The following is a 23,432-nucleotide window of genomic DNA, read 5'->3' on the forward strand; positions in this document are numbered from 1 at the left end:
GTCATAAATGGGAATACTAAAGGCATGACGATGAAATCTCGCACGGCCTTGCTAACGGCGATAGCCGTGTCCGTATCAACGGGTGCGTTAGCGCAAACGGACGGTTTCGCGTCCGCAATGGATGCGGCGATGGCGCGGATGCACGGCGCGATGATGACCGGTTATTCAAGCGATCCCGATCGCGACTTCGCAAGAATGATGATCCCGCATCATCAGGGTGCGATCGACATGGCCGAAGTCGAACTGCGGTTCGGCAAGGATGAACGCCTGCGCCGGCTCGCCCAGGGAATCATCGTCGAACAGCGTCAGGAAATCGCGGTGATGCAGGGCATCCTATCCGAAGGCGGCGCGTTGCTGCCTCACACCGAACCGACCGCGACCGGTCACCCCCATCACGGAGACCGTCCATGAAGCGTTTCACCCTAACCGCCTGCGCCGCCTTGTGTTTCTCGGGCCCTGCGTTTGCCCAGCAAGTGCCGAACGCGACCCCCGACGTCCCCGTCAGCGCGCAGGACCGGTTCTACACCTCGGACCAGTTCTCCAACACCGTGTCGGTGATCGATCCGTCGACCAACACGCTGCTCGGCATGATAAAACTCGGCGACCAGACCCCCGCGAACCTCAGCCCGCTCTACAAGGGACAGCTGCTCGTCCACGGCATGGGCTTCTCGCCTGATCGCAAGACGCTGGCGGCGATCTCGATCGGCTCGAACTCGGTGACGTTCATCGACACTGCGACCAATGCCGTGAAGCATACGACCTATGTGGGCCGATCGCCGCACGAAGCGTTCTTCCGCCCCGACGGTCGCGAAGTCTGGGTCGCGGTGCGCGGCGAGGATTATATCCAGGTGCTCGACGGCAAGACCTTCGCGCCGACTACGCGCATCCCCGTTCCTAATGGCCCCGGCATGACGATCTTCTCGCCGAACGGGAAATACGGTTACGTCTGTTCGAGCTTTTCTCCCGAGACCGTTGTGATCGACACCGCCTCGAAGAAGATCGTCGGTCGCGTCAAGCAGGCGAGCCCGTTCTGCCCCGACATCGCCGCGACGCCCGACGGCAAGCAGGTCTGGTTGACGCTGAAAGACGTCGGCAAGGTCATGGTGTTCGACGCCAAGCCACCCTTCGCAGTGCTCAAGACGTTCGACACAGGCGCGATCACCAACCACGTCAACATCGCCCGCACCAAGGCTGGCCAGTTCGCCTATGTGACGGTCGGCACCGAGAACGTCGTCAAGGTGTTCCGCACCACCGACTTCGCGCAGGTCGCGAACATCCCGGTCGGCGCGCTCCCGCACGGCCTTTGGCCGTCGGGCGACGGTACGCGGATGTATGTCGGGCTGGAGAACGCCGACGCAGTCGCGGCGATCGATACCGCCAGCAACACCGTTATCGCGACGATTCCGATCGGTCAGGGGCCCCAAGGCGTGGCCTACGTTCCCGGCGCGGTGCCGGTAGGCGATGGCCGTGCAAACCTGGTGCCGCTCGCCCAGGCCGGCATGAAGATCCAGCTGACTCTATCCGGGACTGGGCGCAGCCAGGTGACGCTGTTCGATCAGGGCCAAGTCCAGATTTTGCAGGCGGCGGTTGCGGGCCTCAGTCCAAAGATGCCCTATGTCCTTGGGCTATCCTCCCGCGCTGATGGCAGCGGCGTGATCCAGCCTCTGGCGAAGTTCATGACCAATCCGGCGGGCGGCGCGATAGTCAACACGCTCGGACCGCTCCGCCAGATCGTCAGCGACGCAAAAGGCGACATGCGCCGTTACCTCGTCATTGCTCCGGGCGACCCGATGATGCCGGGCGCCGTCGTTCAGGTGCAAAAATGAGGATTCCGGTGAAACCTGCGATCTCTTGTCCGTATCCGGTATCTTGGTCATGACGCTGGTATAGGCTGCCGCAGCGTTTTGAGACTGTCGGAAAACACACCAGACCGTCCGAGAACTCCGGGATGGCCATGCCGTTAGGCGCGCGCTGCCCTGGAGGGCGCTCGAGGCAGAATTTCTGGATTGGATCGCTCGTCGGCGGGCAAATCCCTCACATTGGGCATCGTCAGCGCGATATTCTCTTGAGAAATGGATGTCCGGCCTTTTCAGGCCTGCACGGCGCGGAGCAGGGCGGGAATGCCGAGGATGTTGATGGCTCGCCGCAGGTTGTAGGCGAGCGCCGTCAGGCTAAACTAGGCGTTGACGTTGGCGAGCCCGCGCATGAGGAACGCACCCTGGTTCATCCACTGTTTGATTGATCCAAACGGGTGCTCGACCGTCTCGCGTCGCTTGTCGAGAATATCGGGCCTCGCGACAAGTCGTTCGGCCATGCGTTCAAGCACAGCCTCGTTTTCCCAGCGATCAATAGTTCGCCGGGAGCCCGAAGTGCATTGCGGCTTTAGGGAGCAGGTTTGGCAGGCCCGCATATTGGTATAGCGGATGGCGATATGCTCGTCCTTGCGGGTGCGGGTATAAGGATCAAGGCGATCACCACTCGGGCAGACGTAACAGTCGGCCTCCGGGTCGTAGCGAAACTCGGTTCTGTTGAAATAGCCGCTTGCAACCGCCGAGCCGCGCTGCGGCCGCGCGACATAGGGCACGACGCCGATATCCTCGCAGGCAGCGATGTCCTCGCCCTTGTAGTAGCCCTTGTCAGCGACTGCATCGATACGTTCGACGCCCAGCACCTCACGCGCGGCACCGGCTGTCTGGGCCAGGAATCCAAGGTCGCTGCCCGAATTGGTGACGTTCTGCTCGACGATCAGCTTGTATCGGGCATCGACCGCGACCTGTGCGTTGTAGCCCACCCCGACCTTGGGGTGCATCGCCATCCCCCGGGCATCAGGGTCGGTAAGTGACAGCTGGCTCTCACCGCTGGCGACAAGTTCGGTGAGCATCGCCTGGTGCAGCTCACGCCGTGTTCGCACCCGCGCGAGCTTCGCCTCGAGCGTGGCCGCACGGCGCGCCGCGCCTTGCGCCTCGATTTCCGCGCGGTCGGCCCGATCAAGCCGTCCCAAATACTCTTCGATCCGCTCGTCGGCCAGCTTGATCCATCCGGCCAGCTTTTGCTGCGTGAAGTTGCGCTTGCGGCTGTTCACCGCCTTGAGGCGCGTGCCGTCCACGGCAACCAGTTCCCGCCCGAACAGATCGAGCTTGCGGCACAGCAGCACGAAGGCGCGAAACAGCGGCTTGAATGCTGGCCGGTTCACGCGCCGAAAATCCGCGATCGTGCGAAAGTCGGGACGCAGGCCGCCCAGCAGCCAGATCACTTCGAGATTGCGCCCGGCTTCCGCCGCCAGGCATCGGCTTGAGCGGACCCTATTGAGATAGCCATAGAGGTAAAGCTTCAGCAGATCCGCGGGATCGTAGCCGGGTCGGCCCGTCGCCTTTGGCCGAAAGCGGTCAAAGCCAAGTTCCCCCAGATCCAGATCGTCGACGAAGGCCGCGATGAAACGCACCGCGTTGTCTGCCGCCACATAGTCATCGACCGAGGCTGGCAGCAGCAGCATTTGATCGCGCGATTGACGTTCGATGTAGCCCATGCCCGATCATACCGGATACGAAACCTGACGGGAATCCATCACGCAGTTTTCGGACAGTCTGACATGCTTTCGGACAGGGTGCGCTCCGGCCTTGGGTCGTGGTGCCAACAGGATGGCAGAGTGTGCGACAAACCCTGTCGCTTTGGTCAGCTGTACGGAAACCCGAATCTGGGGGTTTGCTGACACCCGATCGCGTTAGCGTACATCTGGGTCCGTTCTATGTGCAGCCCCCTCTTCAAAGCTGCGCGTCACCGCTCCCCGAACGGGTGCTTGCCGTACTGGCGCATGAGAAGGTCGATTGCCTCGCCCATCAAGGCCTGAAGGGTAGTTCCGTTCTCGGCCGCCAGCACATTTAAGCCTCGGCTAACTTCCGGACTAAAGTATGCGCTGACAGCCTTCTTGCCCTGCCGCGCCGCCGATCGCACCGACGCCGAGCCCTCAATGGCTGGGGTCGAGACGCTCGGCTCCACCTTCGCGCGTTCTGCACGCTGCTGCCTCATGGCGCCAAATTTGCTCATGTCAGCCTCGCTTCTTTCTGCCCTGCTTACTTGTGGGCAAGTTCACACGTTCGCTTGTCCACGTCCATAGCGCGGCGATCTCCTCCGCCGCCTTACCGTCAGGCTCCGCCTCTATCGCGGTTTTCCCTTGCGCCGTGCTGTGGTGATAGATCGCGCGCATCGTGAGCATGACGGGCGCGACCGGCACACCCATACCCTCAACGCCTTCGCTGCCCTCAATCAGCTCCCGCGCGTCTCTGTAAGTAGTTGGCGCGCGCTGAGGACCGCCCATGAAGAGCACGAAGGCCGGCTTGCCTGCTGCCTTCACCAGCTCGGCCGTCGTTTCAACGGCTGACAAGTCGAACGCTTGGGGACGACAAGGAATAAGGATCAGGTCCGCAGCCTTGCACGCCTCGCGCGCCATGATGTCCGCGTGTGGGGGCGTATCGATAATGACTAGGTCCGCGCCTAGATCGGCTGCTTGCTGCACCTTGCGCGGAAGGAGGGTGGGGGAGGCACAATCTACGACCTCAGGGTCCGCGCCGCCTCGCCAGTGGTTCCATTGGCTAGCGGTCGCTTGCGGGTCCGCGTCGAGGATCAGCGCGGAGAGGCCCGCACTGGTGGCGGCACCGGCAAGGTGGATGGCAAGCGTGGTCTTACCCGCTCCGCCCTTCTGGCTGATGATAGATATGGTCTTCATGTAGCCCCTGCACGTGTTCGCGTGTGAACATGATGGATAGCACACAAGTGAGCAAGATAACAATCTCACTTGTGAACTGATAGCCTTCGTGGCCTGTAGCAGCGTGGTTGGGTGGTCGTAAGCTGCACCCGAGGTTCGCGGCATAAGGGAGCATACGTGACAGGAATATCAGGGGGGTCAGGATCAGGCGGCTGGACGTGGGTGCAAGGCTTCGGAACTGCCTTTGCGGGCGTGCTTGCCTACCTTGGCGCGCGTTTTGGCGCGCAGGCCGGGAAGGAGAACGCAGACAAGGCCATCTTCGTCCAGATCGTCACCAGCGAGCGCGCGGTATGGCGAGAAGCAATGCGAGGGCTGGTTGTAGAGTTAACGGCCGAGGTGCGGCGTGGTGCAGTTAGCCCTGCCAAGCCGGTGAATTGGCGAAAGGTACATGCCGCGCGCGCTGGTATCGTACTCCGCCTAAACCCGGCCTGCCGCGACGTAGGGACTGAGGACAAACATGCCCTGGATCGCGCGCTCTTCCGCGCAGTCGAGGAGCTAGTGAGTGCGCGGCATACTCCAAAGCCCGATTGGCTCAAAAAGGCGGATACGGTCGAGAAAGCAGCCCAACGGCTCATCAAGAAGGAATGGGACAAGTCGAAGAAGGAGGCTCGCACAGGCAGGCTTGAAGAATGAGGCTGTGAGGGCCGCAGGATAGCAACTGTCGACTGTCGCAAATGTTCTAAGTTTTGCGACAGCGTTCCTGAAAACTGTTTTGTCTCATTTAGCGTTGTCGCAAAAGTCTGTTGCATAATACTCACATTTCGATACAGTTATGCGACATGTTGATTGGCTACGCCCGTGTGTCCACCGATGACCAGGATCTCCGGCTGCAACGCGCCGCGTTGAAAGAGGCCGGATGCAAGCGGACGTTCGAAGAAAAAATCTCTGGCGCAAAGCGTGACCGGCCTCAGCTTGCCAAGATGATCGAGCAACTGCGTGACGAAGACACGGTGGTGGTGACGCGGCTTGATCGGTTGGCACGCTCGACCCGCGACCTGCTCGATATTGCCGAGAGACTGAAGGAGGTCGGCGCCGGTCTGCGTTCGCTGGCCGAGCCCTGGGCGGATACGACCTCGCCTGCGGGCCGCATGGTGCTGACCGTGTTCGCCGGCATCGCCGAGTTCGAGCGCGAGCTGATCCACCAGCGCACCGGCAGCGGACGGGTAGCAGCCAAGGCAAGAGGGGTGCGCTTCGGCCGTCCGCCCAAGCTCACCCCCGATCAGGTCGCGCTCGGCGAACGATTGATAGGCGAAGGCACATCGGTGCGCGAAGCCGCCAAGCTGCTCAAATGCCATCATGCCACACTCTACCGGGCGCTGACCGCAGCGACGGTGGCTCCATGATGCGGTGGGCTGAGCAACCTGACGTTTCGGCAGGGAGGGCCTGATGCCTATCCGCCCCGAGCACGTGTTCCTGTATCCGATCGACTGGGCGCAGCTCTCGCACCAGATACGCTTCGTGCGGGCGGGGGGACACTGCGAGCATTGTGGACGCCCCCACAGGCAGAAGGTCTTCCACCTGGGCGACGGACGGTGGTGGGATCGGAACCGGCAATGCTGGCGCAATGGCCGGGGCCGGCGTGTGCAACGGCCTACGGAGAACATTCTGCTACAAGGCCGGTGGACACCGGTGGTCCTGGCCTGTGCGCACCTCAATCATGATCCGAGCGACAGTGCGCTTCACCAGCTCGCAGCGCTCTGCCAGCGCTGCCACATGCTCCACGATGGACCGGAGCATCGACGCCGTCGCTGGATGAACGCGCACTATCGGCGTGCGTTGGGTGATCTGTTCTACGGCCCATACCCCAAGCTGGGAGGCGACTGGATCACACCAACCCCCCTCAGCATGCTCGACGATCACCGCAGTGGAACGTCCTCCCGTTGACACTCGTTTCACTTATTGCGTTTACAAGTCGCAATCACTAGATGGCTTCCGCTCTGGGAGACGAAACATGGCCGCCGTGGCCTTCAATATCGACGAGGCCTACGAGCCTACTGCACACGAGATCGAGGCGGCCGGTAACGCCGCGCGTGCACTGTCGAGGGTAGATTCCAGCCGCCCTATTCACCTGACTGTAGAAGGGGCAGGCGAGGACGTTATCAGCCTGCCTTCTGGTGTGTTCAACAGTATCGTCAAGATGCTGGTTGAGATCGGCAACGGTCATGCCGTCACTGTTGTGCCAGTACAGGCAGAACTTACAACCAGCCAGGCGGCCGATCTGCTCAACATGTCGCGTCCACACCTCATCAAGCTCTTAGAACGCGGTGACCTGCCGTTCCGGATGGTCGGCACGCATCGTAAGCTGCTCGGGCGCGACGTGCTGACCTACCGCAGCCGCATGGATGCGGCCCGGCATGAGGCCTTGCAGGGGATGGCGGACCTGGATCAGGAAGCTGGCCTCTTCGATGATCACGCACCCCTCGATCGTCCCTGATGCTGGTCGGCCGCTACACCGTCCTGCTTGATGCCAACGTCATGCACCCCTCCATCGTGCGGGGTGCGCTTTTGTGGTTCGCCGCCAACCGGCTGTTCCGGCCGCTCTGGAGCGAGGCGATCCTGGCCGAGTGGGAGGAAAGCCTGAGGCGGCGGTTTCCTGATTTGCCAACTGACCATTTCCAACGCCAGCGGGCCTACATGGACAGCTTCGGGGAGGCGCTGGTGGAAAGCTATGAATCGCTGATGCCTGCCCTGACGCTGCCTGATCCCAAGGACGTCCATGTTCTTGCAGCAGCGATTCACGGCAGAGCCGATGCGATCGTCACTTACAACCTCAAGGATTTTCCGGTCGAAGTGGCCGCCCGCCACGGTATCGAGGTGAAGCATCCCGACGACTTCATCGTCAATGTCATCGATCTTGATACGGCCAAGGCTCTGACCGCGATCGGTAGCCAGCGCCGTCAGTTTCGCAATCCCGCTGTAACCGCCGAAGATTACCTCGACCGCTTTCGGAAAAGCGGCTTGGTCCAAGCGAGCCACCGACTGCAACCCCTCGCCGAGCTATTTTAAATGAGGGTTCTGACACCAGCAAGCGCTTGAAAGGCGCTGACCTATCTCAAGCGTCAGAACCGTTCGGTTTTGACACAAAGCTTCCTCGAAAACGATGGTCTTTTGGGAACGATAGATCTTTCCCAAAAGCCGTTTTCACACGAGAAGGGAGAACACTAGAACCGCTTGCGAACGCCCACAGGCGGTAGAGCGCGGCACGCTAAGCGCCGCGCTCGATCGGATTATTCAGCGAGGCTTTCGATAATTGGGCACTCCGGGCGATCATCGCCGTGACAGCGCTCAACCAAGTCGATCAGCGCCAATTGCATAGCTTTCAACGCGCGCGCCTTGCGGCCCAGCTCGGCAGCGCGCGCTTTCGCCAGCGCCTTAACTTCGGCGCTCGACCGATCCCGATCCGACCACAAGCCGAGTAGCGTGCGGATCTCCTCGATTGGAAACCCAAGGTCTCGCGCGTTGGCGATGAACCGCAGCCGATGAATGTCCACTTCCGAATAATCCCGGTAGCTCCCGCGCCGGAGCGGTGCGGGCACAAGGTCGATCTTCTCGTAGTGGCGGATCATGCGTTGCGAGACGCCGCTGGCCTCCGACGCCGCCCCGATGTTCATAGTTTCACCGTGTTCAGACGCAGCGCGTTGAGCACGACGGTGAAGGAAGAGAGGGCCATCGCAGCGCCAGCCAGCATTGGTGACAGAAGGATGCCGGCAACGGGGTAGAGCACGCCGGCCGCGACGGGCACGCCGACCCCGTTGAACAGGAATGAGAAGAACAGGTTCTGCCGAATGTTCCGCATCGTCGCACGGGCGAGCTTGCGCGCGCGCACGATCGCCGAAAGATCGCCGCGTGTGAGCGTCATGCCCGCGCTTTCTATCGCTACGTCGGTTCCCGTCCCCATCGCGAGCCCAACGTCGGCAGCGGCCAGCGCCGGGGCGTCGTTGATACCGTCGCCGGCCATTGCAACCTTGGCACCATCAGCTTTCAATTCGCCGATGATCCGCGCCTTATCTTCCGGTCGCAGATCGGCGCGTACATCGTCCAGGCCGCCCACGGCGCGCGCAACCGCATCGGCCGTCCCGCGATTGTCGCCCGTCAGCATGATAACGCGCAGACCTTCCTTGCGAAGAGCCGCGATGGCGTCGCGCGCCGAAGGGCGCACCGGGTCAGCAACCGCGAGCAAGCCCGCGAGTGCGCCGTCGATCGCGATCAGGATGACGCCGGCTCCCTCGCTCCGATGGCGATCGGCCGAAGCGTCGAGTGACTGGGGATCGGCACCGACCCGGCTCATTTGTGCGGCATTGCCGATCACCACCGATCGGCCGCCAACCGTGGCACTGACACCCATGCCGGTCTGCGAAGCGAAGTCTGCGACCGTGGCGAGTTGCAATCCGCGTTCCTTGGCGGCGACGACGATCGCGTGGGCTAGCGGGTGTTCGGACTGTCCTTCGACAGCCGCAGCGAGCGCGAGCATGTCGTTCTCTCCAACGGTGCCGGTTGCCTCGATCGCGACCAGCGACGGCTTGCCTTCCGTTAGCGTGCCCGTCTTGTCGATGACCAGCGTATCGACCTTATCGAGTGCCTGTAGGCTTTCGGCATTCTTGACGAGCACGCCGGCCTGCGCGCCGCGGCCGGTGCCAACCATAATCGACATAGGGGTCGCGAGCCCGAGCGCGCACGGGCAGGCGATCACCAGCACGGCGATCGCATTAAGAAGGGCGTGACCCATGCGTGGCTCGGGACCGACCAGCGACCACACCACGAAGGTCGCGACCGAGATCAGCACGACCAAAGGTACGAACCAGCCCGATACCCGGTCGGCGACCGCCTGGATCGGGGCACGGCTGCGCTGCGCTTCCGCGACCATGCGGACGATGCGCGCCAGCATCGTGTCCGAACCGACCGCGCCGGCTTCCATAACGAGGCTGCCCGTGCCGTTCACCGTCCCCCCCGTGACTGCGGCATCGACTTCCTTGAGGACGGGGGCCGGCTCGCCGGTGAGCATGGATTCATCGACCGAGGAGCGACCCTCGACCACCACGCCATCGACCGGGATCGCATCGCCGGGGCGGACCCGCAACCGATCTCCGGTTGCCACGTCGGCAAGGCTGACTTCTTCCTCTGACCCGTCAGACCGCAACCGTCGCGCTGTCTTGGGAGCGAGGTCCATGAGGGCGCGTATCGCGCGGCCAGTCGCCGCTCTGGCGCGCAATTCGAGAACCTGTCCGAGCAACACCAGTGTCACGACGACGCCGGCAGCTTCGTAATAGACTGGGACCATGCCCCCGTGCATCCGGAACGTCGCAGGGAAGATGCTGGGCGCGAGTGTTGCGACCAGGCTGTAGAGGAATGCCGCACCGACGCCGATCGCGATCAGCGTGAACATATTCAGATGGCGGGTGCGAAGCGACATCCACCCCCGCTCGAAAAACGGCCATCCCGCCCACAGCACAATTGGCGCAGTGAGTGCGAGTTGGACCCAAGGCGAAGCGGTAGGGCTAACAACATGGAGCCCAAACATCTCGGCGAACATCGAAACAATGAGCAGCGGAACGGTGAGCGCTCCTGCTACCCACAAACGCCGGGTGAAATCGACTAGTTCTGGATTGGGACCGTCATCGAGCGACGGCTCTTCCGGTTCGAGGGCCATGCCGCAAATGGGGCACGTTCCCGGCCCTTCCCGACGAATCTCAGGGTGCATGGGGCACGTCCACATCGCTCCCGGGGTTGCCACCGGCTCGGGCTTTGGCTTGGCCCCAAGGTAGGCATCAGGGTCAGCGACGAACTTGGTTCGACACCCTGCACTACAGAAATGATACTCGTGCCCGGCATGCTCGGCATGGTGCGCTGTTTTTGCCAGATCAACGGTCATGCCGCATACCGGGTCGGTCACTGTGGCAGAAGGTTCTCCGCCCGCTTTCCCTGAGCAGCATCCTTCCTTGGCAGCTTGTGGAACAGCCGGAGATTTGGAGGACGAGCAGCAGGACGCGCCCGCCTCGCGCTCGATCGCAGCAGCTTTATCAGCTTGCTTGTTCGAGCACCCGCAGCCCCCGGCCAAATGGGCGTGGAAATCAGGGTCGTTCATAGAAAAACTCCTTCAACCCGAGAGCATGTAGGGTCTGACACCGTGTCAGGGTCAAGCCCCCCTTCCAACGACTCACGGCACCTAATTAAATTACGTCGCAAAGCTCGATTGCCCTCAAACCAATAGCTACATGGCCGACGCAGGGGGTTCGAGCGTGCCGAGCCAACCTACCAGCACGAGGATCGCGACCACGCACGAAGCCTCGACTGCAAGACTTGTTCGCAAGGTTCGCAGCGCGCCTTTATAATCGCCTGCTGACACCGATCGTTCGAATGCCGGTGTAAAGCGGAAGCGGTTAAGCGAAGCGAGTCCGAGCATCCCACCCAACAGCACAAGCTTGGCGATCAAGAGCCTGCCGTAGACCGTCGTGCCGAGGGTCGGGAGATTGCCAAGGCCAACCAACAGCCAAGCGTTGATGAGGCCGGTGATGACGATCGTACCGACGACAATCGTGCCGGTCAGACCGAACCCGTGCAGCGCTCGATAGGTCAGTGCGAGGTGGGCGGCATCGGTGCGCCGCGCTGGTCGTGTCACCAGCAGCCCAAGCCCGAGCAGCGCTCCCACCCACGCACCAGCGCTCAGGAGATGGAGGATATCGGCCGCCAGATGCACCCACCCGGTCGCGCCTTCGTCCATCGCCCCGTGCCCCGTCCAGGCGAGCGTTGCGAGAGCGACGCCGGAAAAGATGGCGACCAAGCCAAGCGGCATCGTGCGCCGCGCCGCTATTAGGGCAGCGATAGACGCCACCAAGAGCGCGATCATGCGTACTTTCCATGCCGTGCCCGTTGCGGAGTCAGAGAGCAGCATTCCGACTGCTTCCCGATCGATCGGCCACGGAGGTGCACCTGCCATCGCGGCTGCGAGCAGCGCGACCGCTATGCCGGAGAATAGCAGGGCGAGAAGCCCGGTCCCGAACAGCCAAGGGCGGAAGGCAAGCGCGTTGCCGCGCTCACCGACCTTCAACCCGTAGAGGCCGAATGCCGAGAGGCCGAACAGCCCGCTCAGCGTCACGTAAAGCGCGAAGCGAACCGCGATCAGCGGCCAGTCGGCTTCCACCTTACTTCACCGTGAAGGCGTAGTTTCCGGTGATGCGGTGTGTGTCGGTCGAGACCACATGCCAGGCAAGCTTATAGCTACCCGCGCCGAGCGGCGACTTGGGCGTGACGACGAGGGTGCGACCGTCCGAGCCGACAGTTGCGGTCCCGACGACTTTCATTGGTGCGTGCGTCATGCCGCCATGCCCGGTCATCATCAGATCCGCACCGGAAAACTTGGGCATCAGCTTCTCGCTGAAGCGCAGTGTGACATTGGCGGGCTTCGCGACCATCGCATTCGGTGCCGGGGATGCGGATACGAGTTTGGGATGGGCCTGGGCGGCTCCGGCAAGGCCGAGAAGGACGACAGCGGTAGGAAGGAAGACGCGACGCATGGGAATACTCCGATCAGGTTCGTGCCTGTTCTACGCGGCCCGGCCGCTCGCCCCTCATGACGGAAGTCGAGGGGTGATGGGCATCGCTGCGTAACAAGTGGTAGAGGCGCGGAGTGGACAGCATGGACGATCTAGACAGAACATTGGCGAGGCTCGCGGGCGCACCCGTGCCGGCATCGCTGGACGGGATCGAAGCGCAGGTGTTCGCACGCATCGGTGCGCAGCCCGTCGCACGGTTGACCGAATTGGGCGTCGGGGGCGTGATGGTCGCAGCGCTCGCGATCGGCATGGTTGGCGCGGAACTTCCGGCGACCGCCAGCCCTGCGGTGTCGCTTTCGCCGCTCGGGGGCGCATCACCACTGGCGCCATCGGTCTTGCTGATTGGTGAGCCATGACATCGACCAAGCGGCTTATCGTCTGCGTTGTACTGGCCTTCCTCGCGGCTATCGCAGGCGTATTTCTTGCGCGCGTGTTGCTGCCCCAGCCTAAGCAACCGGGCACCGCCTTGCACGAGGTCCTGCACCATAAGCTGGCGCTTGATGGCAATCAGCAGGCCCGGCTGAAAAGCCTAGAGGACCGGTTCGCGGTGCAACGCCACGCGCTGGAATTGGAAATGCGCGCGGACAATGCACGGCTAGCCGAGGCCATTGAGACCGAGCATGGCAACGGCCCCAAGGTGACCGCCGCGGTCGATCAGAGTCATGCGGCGATGGGCGAGTTACAGAAGGCAACGTTGGCGCATATCTTCGCCATGCGGCAGCTTTTGCGCCCGGATCAGACCCCCCAATTCGATGCTGCGGTGGTGAAGGCGCTCACCGACGACCAGGGGTGAGCCTCGATTGGACCACCCTGTCCGACGGCGAACTGGCGACGCTCAGCATCGCTGGCCGACAAGCGGCATTCTCCGAAATCATGCGTCGCTATCGTCAGCCTATATTCCGGCTCGCGCGCGCCTTTGTCGGCGAGGCCGACGAAGCGCTCGATTTGGTTCAAGAGACGTTTGTCGCGGCGCATCAGGCGATGCCGCGCTACGATACACAGCGGGCGATGAAAGCATGGCTTTCTACGATCGCCGTCAACAAATGCCGGGATTGGGCAAGGAAGCGCGCGGTCCGTCGGTTTTTCTCCTTTGCCGCACCGCTCGACGAACAGGCCGAGACGATCGCGGACGATCAGGTAGCAATCGATGACGCAGCAGCCGATCGGCAGGAACTTGCCAAAGTGACGCGCGCCATCGCGACCTTGCCGATGAATCTCAAAGAACCGTTGGTGCTCCGCACGATCGAGGGTTTGAGCCAGGCGGAAACGGCCGATGTATTGGGGATCAGCCAGAAGGCGGTCGAAACCAGGCTATATCGGGCTCGCGCGCGCCTCGCCGAAAATTTGAAAGAGAACCAAGGGGTAGGCGCACGGGACGCGTAAGAGGTGAGACGGGCCGGCAGCGGCTCAATCCCAAGGAGCTACCATGTCGCGCGTTCTAGACCGCCGCCAATTGCTGCGCGGTGCCACTCTTGCAGGAGGCGGTGTTGCGCTGTCGGCATATATGCCGGCATGGGCGCAGCCTGTTTCCGCTGGTATTGTGAAGCCGCTGCCTACTGTATCGGGTGATGAAATCCGGCTCCGGGTCGCGCACCAGATGATGATGATCGACGGACGGCAGAGCCACGCCATCGGCATTAACGGCACTGTGCCCGCACCGCTGATCCGGCTGCGGGAAGGTCAGACCGTGCGGCTGCATGTCGAGAACGGTCTTGATGAGCAGACCTCGTTGCACTGGCACGGCCTGATCGTGCCGTTCCAGATGGACGGCGTGCCGGGCGTTGCCTTCCCCGGCATCGATAAGCGCACGACCTTCACCTACGAGTTCCCGATCGTGCAGGCCGGCACCTATTGGTATCACAGCCATTCCGGGTTGCAGGAGCAGATGGGGCTCTACGGCCCCATCGTGATCGACCCCAAGGGCGTTGACCCGATCCAGTCGGATCGCGAGCACGTTATCGTGCTGTCCGACCACAGCCAGCTCCACCCGCATCGCATCTTCATGAAGCTCAAGAAGCAGTCGGGCTATTTCAACCGGCAGCAGCAGACGCTCGCCGGCCTGCTCAAGGGCGAGGACCAGCCGCTCAAGGATCGCCTCGATTGGGGCAAGATGCGGATGGACCCGACCGACGTCGCCGACGTGACGGGTTCAAACTACACCTATCTCGTCAACGGGCATGGGCCGCAGGACAATTGGACGGGGCTGTTCAGGCCGGGCGAGCGGGTGCGGCTGCGTGTCATCAATGCGTCCGCGATGACGACCTTCAACGTCCGGATTCCGGGGTTGAAGCTGAGCGTTGTCCAGGCGGACGGCCTCAACGTCCGTCCCGTTGAGGTCGACGAGTTCCAGATCGGCGTGGCCGAGACCTACGACGTGATCGTCACTCCATCGGACGAGCGCGCCTACACGCTGGTCGGTGAGAGCGTGGACAGGTCCGGCATGGCGCGCGCAACGCTAAGCCCCCGCGAAGGCATGGCCGCTGAAGTCCCTCCACTTCGCAAGCGCCCTGTCGCCACCATGAAGGACATGGGGATGGACATGAACATGGATATGTCGGGCGGCGGTTCGATGCAGGGCATGGACCATAGTGGCATGCCTGGAATGGATCACGGATCAATGGCCACGGCTGAAAAGCCCGCCGCTGCGATGGACCACGCGCAGATGGACCACGGTGCTGCCGGTGCCGGCGCGGGCGGAATGGCCGGGATGGATCACGGCGCGATGCAGTCGGGTGCTACGATGCCAGGCATGGCAGGTGCGCCCGACGCCGCAGGTGGTATGGCAATGGGCGGCATGGCGGGCATGGACATGAACATGCGCGACTTTTCGAAAGCGCCGGGCGTGAAGAAGGGGCCGGGTGTCCAGACCATCTCGCCGATGCCGATGGATCGTACCGGCGACCCCGGTCAGGGTCTGGAGAATGTCGGGCATCGTGTGCTGAATTACCGCGATCTGGTCGCGGTCGATCGCAATCCCGATCTGCGCGCGCCGTCGCGCGAGGTGCAGATCCACCTTACCGGCAACATGGAACGCTACATGTGGGCGCTCGACGGTGAAAAGCTGTCCGAGGTGAAGGCACCGATCCCATTTCTTGCTGGCGAGCGCGTCCGCGTCACGCTGGTCAACGACACGATGATGGGCCACCCGATCCACTTGCACGGCCACTTCTTCGAATTGGTGACGGGGCACGGCGCGTACAGCCCGAGAAAGCATACCGTCATGGTCCAACCGGGGGGCAAGGTCAGTTGGGACGTGACCGCCAACGAGGGCGATTGGGCATTCCACTGCCACATGCTCTACCACATGCACGCGGGCATGATGCAGGTCGTCCAGGTCCGTTCGGCGAAGGGAGAGGCGGCATGAAGGCGCTGCTTCTCGCCGGGATCGGCGCGCTGGTCGCCACGGCACCTGCCACGGCGCAGACGATGGACCATTCAATGATGCCGGGCATGAGCATGCCGGGCATGAAAATGCCGGCGAAAAAACCGACCGCTAGATCGAGACCGGCCACAAAGCGGGCCCCTGCCAAGAAGGCAGCGACTAGGAAGGTCCCGGCAAAGCGTCCCTCCAAGCCTGCAGCCGATCCACATGCCGAACACACGATGCCCGGCATGGACATGAGCGGTGCGAACGCGGCCGATCCGCACGCCGGCCACGACATGTCCCAAATGTCAGGCATGAACCCTGCTCCGGCTACCGCAACAGGCGAGCACACCGGCCATGATATGTCGGCGATGCCCGGCATGGATATGGCACCCGGCCAGCCAACGCAGCATGACATGTCTTCAATGCCGGGAATGGCGACCGTGCCTGTCGGTACAGACCTGAAGCCGGGCAATGCGCCCGCGCCTGCACCATCTCCGGTGCTGGCAGCGTCTCGCTATTACGGCGAGGCAGCCATGAGCGATGCCAACCGCGACCTGCGCCGCGAGCATGGCGGAATGACCTACTACCAAGTGCTCTTCAACCTTGCCGAGTATCAGGCGCGCAAAGGCGGGGACGGCTATCGATGGGATGGCGAGGCTTGGATCGGGGGAGACATCAACCGTCTCACCCTGAAGAGCGAAGGCGAGGGCACATTTGGCAAACCGCTCGAAGCGGCCGAGGTGCAGGCGCTCTACAGCCGTGCGCTCGATCCCTATTGGAACCTTCAGGCGGGCGTCCGCTACGACTTCAAGCCGAACCCTTCTCGCACCTACGCGACGGTCGGGATCGAGGGGCTTGCGCCCTATTGGTTCGACGTCGAGGGGGCACTGTTCCTTTCTGACAAGGGCGACGTGCTTGGCCGAGCCGAGGCATGGTACGACGAGCGAGTGACACAATTCTTCGTCCTTCAGCCTCGCGTGGAAGCCAACTTTGCAGCCCAAGACGTGCGCCAGGACGGCATCGGATCGGGGCTTACGGACCTCGAACTCGGGCTCAGGCTGCGCTACGAAAAGTCGCGTGAGTTTGCGCCCTACATCGGCGTGTCGTGGGAAAGGCAATTCGGCGACACGGCACGCTTCACGAGAGCACGCGGTGATGACACGGGCGGCTTCAGCTTCGTTGCCGGCGTGAGGACCTGGTTCTGAGGAGCGGCAGGCTCCGCCTTCATGTCGGTGCCAGCAAGCTTCATCGCTGGCTGGCACTGATTATCGGGGTGCAGCTACTGCTCTGGTTCTCCAGCGGCTTGTTGATGAGCATCCTGCCGATCGAGCGGGTACGAGGAGAACACCTCGTTGCACGCGAGAACACGGCGACGATCGATCCGGCTCAGGAGTTTGCTTCCCCGGCATCGGTGTTGGGCGCTGCCCCCGGCCCGGTGCGCGAACTGCGCTACACGACCTTGTTCGGACAACCCGTCGCCGAGTTGACGATGGCTAACGGCACGGTCCGGATGCACGACGCCCGGACCGGTTTGCCGATGCAGCGTATCGATGCGCCCTTTGCGCTACGAGTTGCACGCGCGGCATATCGCGGCCCCGGTGTCCCTGTTGCGTCCGTCATGTTTGCTCGAACAGCGAGCACGGAGTTTCGTGGCAAACTGCCGGTCTGGCGTGTGGAGTTCGAGGACGCCGAGACGACGCGCGTGTTCGTGTCACCGGAGAACGGTAGGATTGTCGGTGTCCGAACGGGTACGTGGCGGCTCTATGATTTTTTCTGGGGCCTCCACATCATGGACTGGAAAAACCATGAGAACTTCAACACCCCTTGGATGATGGCATTTGCAGCTGGGGGGCTAGCCCTTGCGGTGGCAGGCGTGGTGCTGCTCTACATGCGCTGGCCGCGCCGCAGGCAAAGAAAAGTCCAAGGGGTGCACGACGTTGCCGCGTAACTCTCTCTAGGTGGGGGATACCTCGGGAGAACGACTATGAAGACCATTACCACGATCGGCATGTTAGCCGCAGCGCTCGCCGCCAGTCCGCTTGCCGCACAGAGCAGCATGGCGGGCATGGATCATAGCCAGATGCAGGGAATGGATCATTCCAAGATGATGAATGATCCGGGCAATCCTTACGCCGCATCCGAGATGGACATGCATCAGAAGATGATGGCCGCGAAGCAGGGAGACGCATCGGAGATGTGGACCCGCAAGATGATCGAACATCATCGTGGAGCCGTTACCATGTCGCGCGTGGCGCTTCGGGACGCGAAGGATGCCGACACGAAGCGGATGGCGCAGATGACCATTACGAAGCAGGAAAAGGACATCGCCGAGCTTCAGGGCTGGCTCAAGTCGCATGGCAAGCGCGCCCAATAAGGCCGCTGGCAGGAACCCCGCCCCCGGGCGGGGCTTCACCAAAGGAGTTTAGCAATGAAGTTTACGATCCGGAGTGCGATCGTCGCCGCAGCGATGATGACCCCGGCTGTGGCCTTAGCGGCGAACAGCATTGCCATGCACCGCGATCCAGGGTGCGGCTGTTGCGAGCAGTGGGCCAAGCAGGTCCGTCAGCAGTTCGGGCGCAACGTGCAGATCATCGATGACGCTCACCGCGATGTGCTTCAGCGCAAGATGGGTGTCCCCGCCGACCTCAGTTCATGTCACACCGCGGTAGTCGACGGTATGGCATTTGAGGGCCATGTACCGATTGCCGACATGAAACGGGTGCTTGCCCAGCATCCCAAAGGCGTAAACGGGCTTGCCGTGCCGGGTATGCCGGTGGGATCACCTGGCATGGAAATGCCGGGCATGAACGCACAGCCCTATGAGGTGATCGCGTTCGGACCAACCGGACGCAAGGTGTTCGCCCGCCATTAAAAGAGGGAGGCGCGGACGCCTCCCTCCCATTTACTTTTCATGCCCGACATGTCGTGGCCGGCATGGTCTTTACGCCTGCCGCTTTCATGTCGGTGCAGGGCGTTGTCGGAATCGATAGTGGTTTGAAGATCGTGAGAGCTTTCATAACTTAACATATCCGCTATGCCGGATGCATGGATAACGATTCGGCTATCATTGCGCTTGGTGCGCTCGCGCAAGGCACACGCCTCGACGTGTTTCGCCTGCTGGTTCGCCACGAACCGGACGGCATGGCGGCGGGTGAAATTGCCCGTCAGCTCGACGTGCCGCAGAACACCATGTCCGCGCACCTCGGCATTCTCGCGCGCGCCGGCATCGTGCGCTCGGAACGGCATAGCCGGTCGATTATTTACCGTGCCGATCTAGACGGGCTGCGCGCGCTAACGCTGTTCCTCGTCAAGGATTGCTGTGCCGGCTCGCCTGAACTGTGTGCGCCGCTCCTGGCCGAACTCACCCCCTGCTGCTGAAAGGACGCCCCGTGGCCGTCGATATCGTGATCTATCACAACCCCGAGTGCGGCACGTCGCGCAACACGCTGGCGATGATCCGCAATGCTGGCATCGAGCCGCACGTCATCGAATATCTGAAAACCCCACCCTCGCGCGCGTTGCTGGTCGAGCTGATCGACCGCGCCGGGATCACGCCCCGCGATCTGCTACGCGAGAAGGGGACGCCCTATGCGGAGCTGGGCCTTGGTGACGATGCGCTGTCAGACGACACGCTGGTGGACGCGATGATGGCGCATCCGGTCCTCATTAACCGGCCGCTGGTCGTCTCGCCGCTCGGCGTGAAGCTGTGCCGACCGTCCGAAGCGGTCCTCGATCTGCTGCCTGATGCCCAACAGGGCGCGTTTGCCAAGGAAGACGGCGAACAGGTTGTGGATGCTTCGGGCCAGCGCATCGCCTGATGCTGCTCGCGTTCGCTATCTTCGTCGTCACGATCGCGCTCGTCATCTGGCAGCCCAAGGGCCTGGGCATCGGCTGGAGCGCGCTAGGCGGCGCGGCCGTCGCGCTACTCGTCGGGGTCGTTTCGCTCTCTGACGTGCCGGTGGTGTGGGGCATCGTCTGGAACGCGACCGCGACGTTCGTCGCGATCATCATCGTCAGCCTGTTGCTCGATGAAGCCGGGTTCTTCGAATGGGCGGCGCTCCACGTTGCGCGCTGGGGCGGGGGGCATGGTCGTCGGCTGTTCGTGCTGATCGTCCTGCTCGGGGCGGCGGTGTCGGCGCTGTTCGCCAATGACGGCGCCGCGCTGATCCTGACGCCGATCGTCATCGCGATGCTGAGGGCCCTGGGATACAAGGACAAGGCGACGCTGGCGTTCGTCATGGCGGCGGGGTTCATTGCCGATACCGCAAGCCTGCCGCTGATCGTCTCCAACCTCGTCAACATCGTGTCGGCCGACTTCTTCCGGATCGGCTTTGCCGATTATGCCTCGGTGATGGTGCCGGTCGATCTGGCGTCGATCGCCGCGACGCTGGTCGTGCTGCTGCTGTTCTTCCGGCGCGACATACCCGCCAGCTACGATGTGGCGCAGCTCCGCGCGCCCGCTGATGCGATCCGTGACCATGCCACATTCAAGGCGGGCTGGGTCGTCCTCGCCCTGCTGCTCGCCGGCTTCTTCTTGCTCGAACCTATCGGCGTGCCGGTCAGCGCCGTCGCTGCTGCCGGTGCCGTGCTCTTGCTGGTCATCGCCGCGCGCGGCCATGTCATCCAGACGCGCAAGGTGCTGGCCGGCGCGCCGTGGCAGGTCGTGATCTTCTCGCTCGGCATGTACCTGGTCGTCTATGGCCTGCGGAATGCCGGACTGACCGACCATCTTGCCGGCCTGCTCGATCGCACCGCGCAAGGCGGCGTTTGGGGTGCGGCGTTCGGCACCGGGATCATTGCCGCGCTGCTGTCGTCGGTGATGAACAACATGCCGACCGTTCTGGTGGGTGCGCTGTCGATCGACGCGACGCACGCCACGGGCGCGATCAAGGAAGCCATGATTTACGCCAACGTGATCGGGTGCGACCTTGGCCCGAAAATCACACCGATTGGCTCGCTCGCGACGCTGCTCTGGCTGCACGTCCTCGGGCAAAAGGGCATTCGGATCGGCTGGGGCTATTACTTCAAGGTCGGCGCGACGCTAACGATTCCGGTGCTGCTGGTAACGCTCGCGGCACTCGCGATCAGGATCAGCATGGGATGACGGCACTCGTATATCTGGCCGCGTCGCTCGCGGAAATCGCAGGCTGCTTTGCCTTTTGGGCATGGTTGCGGCTGGGCAAATCGCCCCTGTGGCTGGCTCCGGGCGTGGTATCGCTTGTGCTGTTCGCCTGGCTGCTGACACGCGTGGACAGCGATGCAGCAGGGCGGGCCTATGCAGCCTATGGCGGCGTCTACATCTGTGCATCGCTGATCTGGCTGTGGGCTGTCGAAGGGGTGAGGCCCGACCGCTGGGACGCTGGTGGAGCGACACTCTGCCTGATCGGCACCTGTATCATTCTGCTTGGCCCAAGGACCGCCTGATGCCGCTTCGCGCCCTCTCTGACCCCGATCATCTACCCGCCCTTGATCGGCGCTATGCGCTCGATCGTCCTGCCCTTGGGCTGGGCGCTGGTGATCCACCTCCGCGCATACTGTTGCTCTACGGCTCTTTGCGGGAGCGGTCCTTTTCGCGGTTGTGCGTTGAGGAAGCCGCTCGCCTGCTGCAATTCTTCGGCTGCGAAACGCGAATCTTCGATCCTTCGACGTTGCCGCTGCCCGATCAGGTGACGGGGGACGATCACCTGGCCGTCCACGAGCTACGCGAACTGTCGATGTGGTCGGAGGGGCATGTGTGGTGCAGCCCCGAGCGCCACGGCCAGATCACCGGCATCATGAAGCTGCAAGTCGATCACCTGCCGCTGTCGATGGGTGGGATGCGCCCGACGCAGGGCCGCACGCTTGCCGTCATGCAGGTGTCGGCCGGATCGCAGTCGTTCAACAGCGTGAACACCCTGCGCGTCCTCGGCCGTTGGATGCGAATGGTGACGATCCCAAACCAATCGAGCGTCGCGAAGGCGTTTGCGGAGTTCGACGAAAGCGACCGAATGAAGCCTTCGGCCTACTATGATCGGATCGTGGATGTGATGGAGGAGCTGGTGCGCTTCACGGTCCTTCTACGCCCGCACACCACGCAGCTTGTTGATCGCTATTCCGAGCGAAAGGAGGCAGATGTGCCGATCGATAGCGCCACGGACCTTTCGAGCATCGCAACCTCGCCAACGTACCGGAAAGGCGAGTAAAGTTCTCTTAGTGTGGCGAACCGCTCCTCCGACATTGTGCATCACTGAGTGTGCTTCTAGATGCATCCAATGAAACGCCGGGCTCGCCCATTCTCCAAGATATTGCGTTCCATGGCGTTTTTCGTCCTGGCAGTGATGTTGCTGGTCCGGCTTGGCCCGCTCTGCGAGACGATGGCGATGGCCGCGCCTCCGGCTGCGTCCGCGATGATGGACTGCGCCAGCAAATCAGCAGGCGCTCCCATCAAAAAGGCACCTGCGTCGGCCTGCGCCATACCGTGCGTTGCGGTTGCCGGCGAAACCGTCGAGCATATCGGGCTGGTTCCGTCCTCCCATCTATCGCCTTGGCCAGCTCCACAGACGGGCCTTTTGGGCATGGCATACGCTCCGGCCACGCCCCCTCCGCAAACCGTGTGACGTCGAACACCATCACACGTAAATTTCGGAGAATATCATGACCAAGTTCAAGCTCATCAGCGCTGCCTTCGCCCTCACCCTGTCGACTGGCGCATTCGCCGCTGTCGCCAATTGCTGCGCCGACATGGCGTGCTGCAAGGACGGTGCGGACTGCTGCAAGGATGGCGCAAAAGCCAAGGCCGCGGACTGCTGCGATCATGCCAAGGGCGGCATGAAGCACGGCTAAAAGCTGGATAGGGGCGGGCAGCCGCCCCTATTTTCCTAGTCTACATCTACCCGCCGCGGCACGCCGTCGCGCCATGGTCGCTGTGACGAGCGGAGAGTTACCCGTAGGGTTGAGGCTCTTCCCCGAACCGCATCCATCGTTCGGCCCATCTCGCGTGCGATTACCGCCAGAGTCTGCTTGGCCTCGATACGCCGACGAAGCTCGACGTCATCATCATTGGTCCAAGACGTTCCACGTCGAGCGGTCAGCCCAAAAACTCCTCGATCAGGAGCAATCCCAAAAAGCCGATGAAAAACATGGCGCTGATAAGCGGGGTATCGGGCTTCTCGTGCGCCTCCACCAATAGCTCTTCCGTCACAAGGTAGAGCAGCGCCATCAAACCGAAACTGAGAAACCCGGCGATGACGACGGGCGGAAACGTCGCAACGGGAGTCGCTATCGCCGCACCGATCGGCAGCAACAACGCGATCCCCATCGTAATCGCGATGATCCGCGCCTTGGACTTGATCGTCTCGCCCAACTCGGTGGTCACGGTCAGTCCGAGAAACAGCACCTCCAACGTCAACGCGATCGTCAGCAACACGCCGGCCTTCCCGCCAGCGACGAACGCCAACCCGAGAACAAGCCCGTCGATCAGGATGTCGACCGCGACCGCACCGAGCATGGCGATCGGTCCACTGGCGCGACCCTCAAGGGCTTTGAGCGACAGCATCACGAGAATGCCAAGCGCGCCGCCTGTGAATGTCGCGATCGGTGAACCTTCGTGCATCACCTGGGGCAGGATCTCGGCTGCCGCTGCGGCGAACACGACGCCTGCCGCCAAGTGCTGCATGGCGCTTACGAAGGCATCACTTGGCCGTCTCGATACCGCGAATAGCGAGCCGATCAGTACGGCGACGACGGGAATGAGCGTGAAGGCAACGGCCTGCAT

General features: G+C 62.6%; 29 protein-coding genes. 20 read left to right on the forward strand and 9 right to left on the reverse strand.

Annotated elements, in window-relative coordinates:
* The first annotated feature begins 30 nt into the window (after positions 1-30).
* Complete coding sequence (copM, locus tag ABIC17_RS19835; protein WP_031392885.1) at positions 31-411, forward strand: CopM family metallochaperone; 381 nt, start codon at positions 31-33, stop codon at positions 409-411.
* A complete protein-coding gene (locus tag ABIC17_RS19840; RefSeq protein ID WP_056677682.1) occupies positions 408-1,826 on the forward strand; it encodes a YncE family protein in 1,419 nt (472 codons plus the stop codon). The genes copM and ABIC17_RS19840 overlap by 4 nt, the downstream gene beginning before the upstream one ends.
* Before the next feature lie 350 nt (positions 1,827-2,176).
* Here ABIC17_RS19840 and ABIC17_RS19845 read toward each other — a convergent pair whose 3' ends face one another.
* From ABIC17_RS19845 to parA, 3 genes are all read right to left on the reverse strand, one after another.
* The gene (locus ABIC17_RS19845; RefSeq protein WP_236701726.1) at positions 2,177-3,526 is read right to left on the reverse strand and encodes an IS1182 family transposase; all 1,350 of its coding nucleotides are present in this window, start codon (positions 3,524-3,526) and stop codon (positions 2,177-2,179) included.
* Between the two features lie 248 nt (positions 3,527-3,774).
* Positions 3,775-4,044: a ribbon-helix-helix domain-containing protein gene (locus ABIC17_RS19850; RefSeq protein ID WP_031392883.1), complete on the reverse strand. Its 270-nt coding sequence runs from the start codon at positions 4,042-4,044 to the stop codon at positions 3,775-3,777.
* Between the two features lies 1 nt (position 4,045).
* Positions 4,046-4,723 (reverse strand): ParA family partition ATPase, encoded by a 678-nt coding sequence (gene parA, locus ABIC17_RS19855; protein WP_031392882.1) that lies wholly within the window; start codon positions 4,721-4,723, stop codon positions 4,046-4,048.
* A 201-nt stretch (positions 4,724-4,924) separates the two neighbouring features.
* On the opposite strand from parA, the gene ABIC17_RS19860 reads away from it, so the two are divergent.
* From ABIC17_RS19860 to ABIC17_RS19875, 4 genes are all read left to right on the forward strand, one after another.
* Complete coding sequence (locus ABIC17_RS19860) at positions 4,925-5,395, forward strand: hypothetical protein (protein ID WP_031392881.1); 471 nt, start codon at positions 4,925-4,927, stop codon at positions 5,393-5,395.
* 146 nt (positions 5,396-5,541) lie between these two features.
* A complete protein-coding gene (locus ABIC17_RS19865) occupies positions 5,542-6,105 on the forward strand; it encodes a recombinase family protein (protein WP_056677686.1) in 564 nt (187 codons plus the stop codon).
* 608 nt (positions 6,106-6,713) lie between these two features.
* On the forward strand, positions 6,714-7,196 hold the full coding sequence (locus ABIC17_RS19870; RefSeq protein ID WP_056677689.1) for a helix-turn-helix domain-containing protein: 483 nt from the start codon (positions 6,714-6,716) through the stop codon (positions 7,194-7,196).
* Positions 7,196-7,768, forward strand: a complete 573-nt coding sequence (locus ABIC17_RS19875) for a PIN domain-containing protein (protein ID WP_056677692.1) — start codon at positions 7,196-7,198, stop codon at positions 7,766-7,768. Before ABIC17_RS19870 ends, ABIC17_RS19875 begins: the two co-directional genes overlap by 1 nt.
* 221 nt (positions 7,769-7,989) lie before the next feature.
* Here ABIC17_RS19875 and ABIC17_RS19880 read toward each other — a convergent pair whose 3' ends face one another.
* From ABIC17_RS19880 to copC, 4 genes are all read right to left on the reverse strand, one after another.
* Positions 7,990-8,373: a MerR family DNA-binding protein gene (locus ABIC17_RS19880; protein ID WP_055763348.1), complete on the reverse strand. Its 384-nt coding sequence runs from the start codon at positions 8,371-8,373 to the stop codon at positions 7,990-7,992.
* Complete coding sequence (locus ABIC17_RS19885; protein ID WP_200909707.1) at positions 8,370-10,652, reverse strand: heavy metal translocating P-type ATPase; 2,283 nt, start codon at positions 10,650-10,652, stop codon at positions 8,370-8,372. Before ABIC17_RS19885 ends, ABIC17_RS19880 begins: the two co-directional genes overlap by 4 nt.
* Before the next feature lie 318 nt (positions 10,653-10,970).
* On the reverse strand, positions 10,971-11,900 hold the full coding sequence (copD, locus tag ABIC17_RS19890) for a copper homeostasis membrane protein CopD (RefSeq protein WP_055763342.1): 930 nt from the start codon (positions 11,898-11,900) through the stop codon (positions 10,971-10,973).
* 1 nt (position 11,901) lies between these two features.
* On the reverse strand, positions 11,902-12,273 hold the full coding sequence (copC, locus tag ABIC17_RS19895; protein ID WP_055763339.1) for a copper homeostasis periplasmic binding protein CopC: 372 nt from the start codon (positions 12,271-12,273) through the stop codon (positions 11,902-11,904).
* 122 nt (positions 12,274-12,395) lie between these two features.
* On the opposite strand from copC, the gene ABIC17_RS19900 reads away from it, so the two are divergent.
* The 13 genes from ABIC17_RS19900 to arsH all read left to right on the forward strand — a co-directional run bounded on the left by ABIC17_RS19900 (position 12,396) and on the right by arsH (position 21,861).
* Positions 12,396-12,668, forward strand: coding sequence for a hypothetical protein (locus ABIC17_RS19900; protein WP_354284887.1), 273 nt, complete (start codon positions 12,396-12,398; stop codon positions 12,666-12,668).
* Positions 12,665-13,105 carry a periplasmic heavy metal sensor gene (locus tag ABIC17_RS19905; protein ID WP_055763336.1) on the forward strand — a complete coding sequence of 147 codons (441 nt, stop codon included), beginning with the start codon at positions 12,665-12,667 and terminating at the stop codon, positions 13,103-13,105. Before ABIC17_RS19900 ends, ABIC17_RS19905 begins: the two co-directional genes overlap by 4 nt.
* Positions 13,102-13,695 carry an RNA polymerase sigma factor gene (locus ABIC17_RS19910; RefSeq protein WP_055763333.1) on the forward strand — a complete coding sequence of 198 codons (594 nt, stop codon included), beginning with the start codon at positions 13,102-13,104 and terminating at the stop codon, positions 13,693-13,695. The genes ABIC17_RS19905 and ABIC17_RS19910 overlap by 4 nt, the downstream gene beginning before the upstream one ends.
* Positions 13,696-13,738: 43 nt before the next feature.
* Positions 13,739-15,676, forward strand: a complete 1,938-nt coding sequence (locus ABIC17_RS19915; RefSeq protein WP_056405756.1) for a copper resistance system multicopper oxidase — start codon at positions 13,739-13,741, stop codon at positions 15,674-15,676.
* Positions 15,673-16,884, forward strand: a complete 1,212-nt coding sequence (locus ABIC17_RS19920) for a copper resistance protein B (protein WP_055763326.1) — start codon at positions 15,673-15,675, stop codon at positions 16,882-16,884. Before ABIC17_RS19915 ends, ABIC17_RS19920 begins: the two co-directional genes overlap by 4 nt.
* Positions 16,881-17,627 carry a PepSY domain-containing protein gene (locus ABIC17_RS19925; protein ID WP_268795171.1) on the forward strand — a complete coding sequence of 249 codons (747 nt, stop codon included), beginning with the start codon at positions 16,881-16,883 and terminating at the stop codon, positions 17,625-17,627. The genes ABIC17_RS19920 and ABIC17_RS19925 overlap by 4 nt, the downstream gene beginning before the upstream one ends.
* A gap of 36 nt (positions 17,628-17,663) precedes the next feature.
* Positions 17,664-18,053, forward strand: a complete 390-nt coding sequence (locus tag ABIC17_RS19930) for a DUF305 domain-containing protein (RefSeq protein WP_235516307.1) — start codon at positions 17,664-17,666, stop codon at positions 18,051-18,053.
* 54 nt (positions 18,054-18,107) lie between these two features.
* On the forward strand, positions 18,108-18,551 hold the full coding sequence (locus ABIC17_RS19935) for a DUF411 domain-containing protein (protein ID WP_055763320.1): 444 nt from the start codon (positions 18,108-18,110) through the stop codon (positions 18,549-18,551).
* A 173-nt stretch (positions 18,552-18,724) separates the two neighbouring features.
* Complete coding sequence (locus ABIC17_RS19940; RefSeq protein WP_055763316.1) at positions 18,725-19,057, forward strand: ArsR/SmtB family transcription factor; 333 nt, start codon at positions 18,725-18,727, stop codon at positions 19,055-19,057.
* A gap of 11 nt (positions 19,058-19,068) precedes the next feature.
* Positions 19,069-19,497: an arsenate reductase (glutaredoxin) gene (gene arsC, locus ABIC17_RS19945; RefSeq protein WP_082446616.1), complete on the forward strand. Its 429-nt coding sequence runs from the start codon at positions 19,069-19,071 to the stop codon at positions 19,495-19,497.
* Entirely contained in the window at positions 19,497-20,783 is a 1,287-nt protein-coding gene (locus ABIC17_RS19950; RefSeq protein ID WP_055763311.1) for an arsenic transporter, read from the forward strand. The genes arsC and ABIC17_RS19950 overlap by 1 nt, the downstream gene beginning before the upstream one ends.
* Entirely contained in the window at positions 20,780-21,103 is a 324-nt protein-coding gene (locus ABIC17_RS19955) for a YnfA family protein (RefSeq protein ID WP_055763308.1), read from the forward strand. Before ABIC17_RS19950 ends, ABIC17_RS19955 begins: the two co-directional genes overlap by 4 nt.
* Complete coding sequence (gene arsH, locus ABIC17_RS19960; protein ID WP_055763304.1) at positions 21,103-21,861, forward strand: arsenical resistance protein ArsH; 759 nt, start codon at positions 21,103-21,105, stop codon at positions 21,859-21,861. Before ABIC17_RS19955 ends, arsH begins: the two co-directional genes overlap by 1 nt.
* A gap of 56 nt (positions 21,862-21,917) precedes the next feature.
* Here the strand turns inward: arsH and ABIC17_RS19965 are convergent, their stop codons facing one another.
* Entirely contained in the window at positions 21,918-22,133 is a 216-nt protein-coding gene (locus ABIC17_RS19965; RefSeq protein ID WP_055763301.1) for a hypothetical protein, read from the reverse strand.
* A 179-nt stretch (positions 22,134-22,312) separates the two neighbouring features.
* Here ABIC17_RS19965 and ABIC17_RS19970 point away from each other — a divergent pair, with 179 nt between their 5' ends.
* Complete coding sequence (locus ABIC17_RS19970; RefSeq protein ID WP_041394287.1) at positions 22,313-22,501, forward strand: hypothetical protein; 189 nt, start codon at positions 22,313-22,315, stop codon at positions 22,499-22,501.
* A 244-nt stretch (positions 22,502-22,745) separates the two neighbouring features.
* On the opposite strand, the gene ABIC17_RS19975 is transcribed toward ABIC17_RS19970, so the two are convergent.
* Positions 22,746-23,432, reverse strand: a complete 687-nt coding sequence (locus ABIC17_RS19975; RefSeq protein WP_055763298.1) for a ZIP family metal transporter — start codon at positions 23,430-23,432, stop codon at positions 22,746-22,748.

This window comes from Sphingomonas sp. PvP056 (assembly GCF_040549155.1).
GTDB lineage: Bacteria > Pseudomonadota > Alphaproteobacteria > Sphingomonadales > Sphingomonadaceae > Sphingomonas.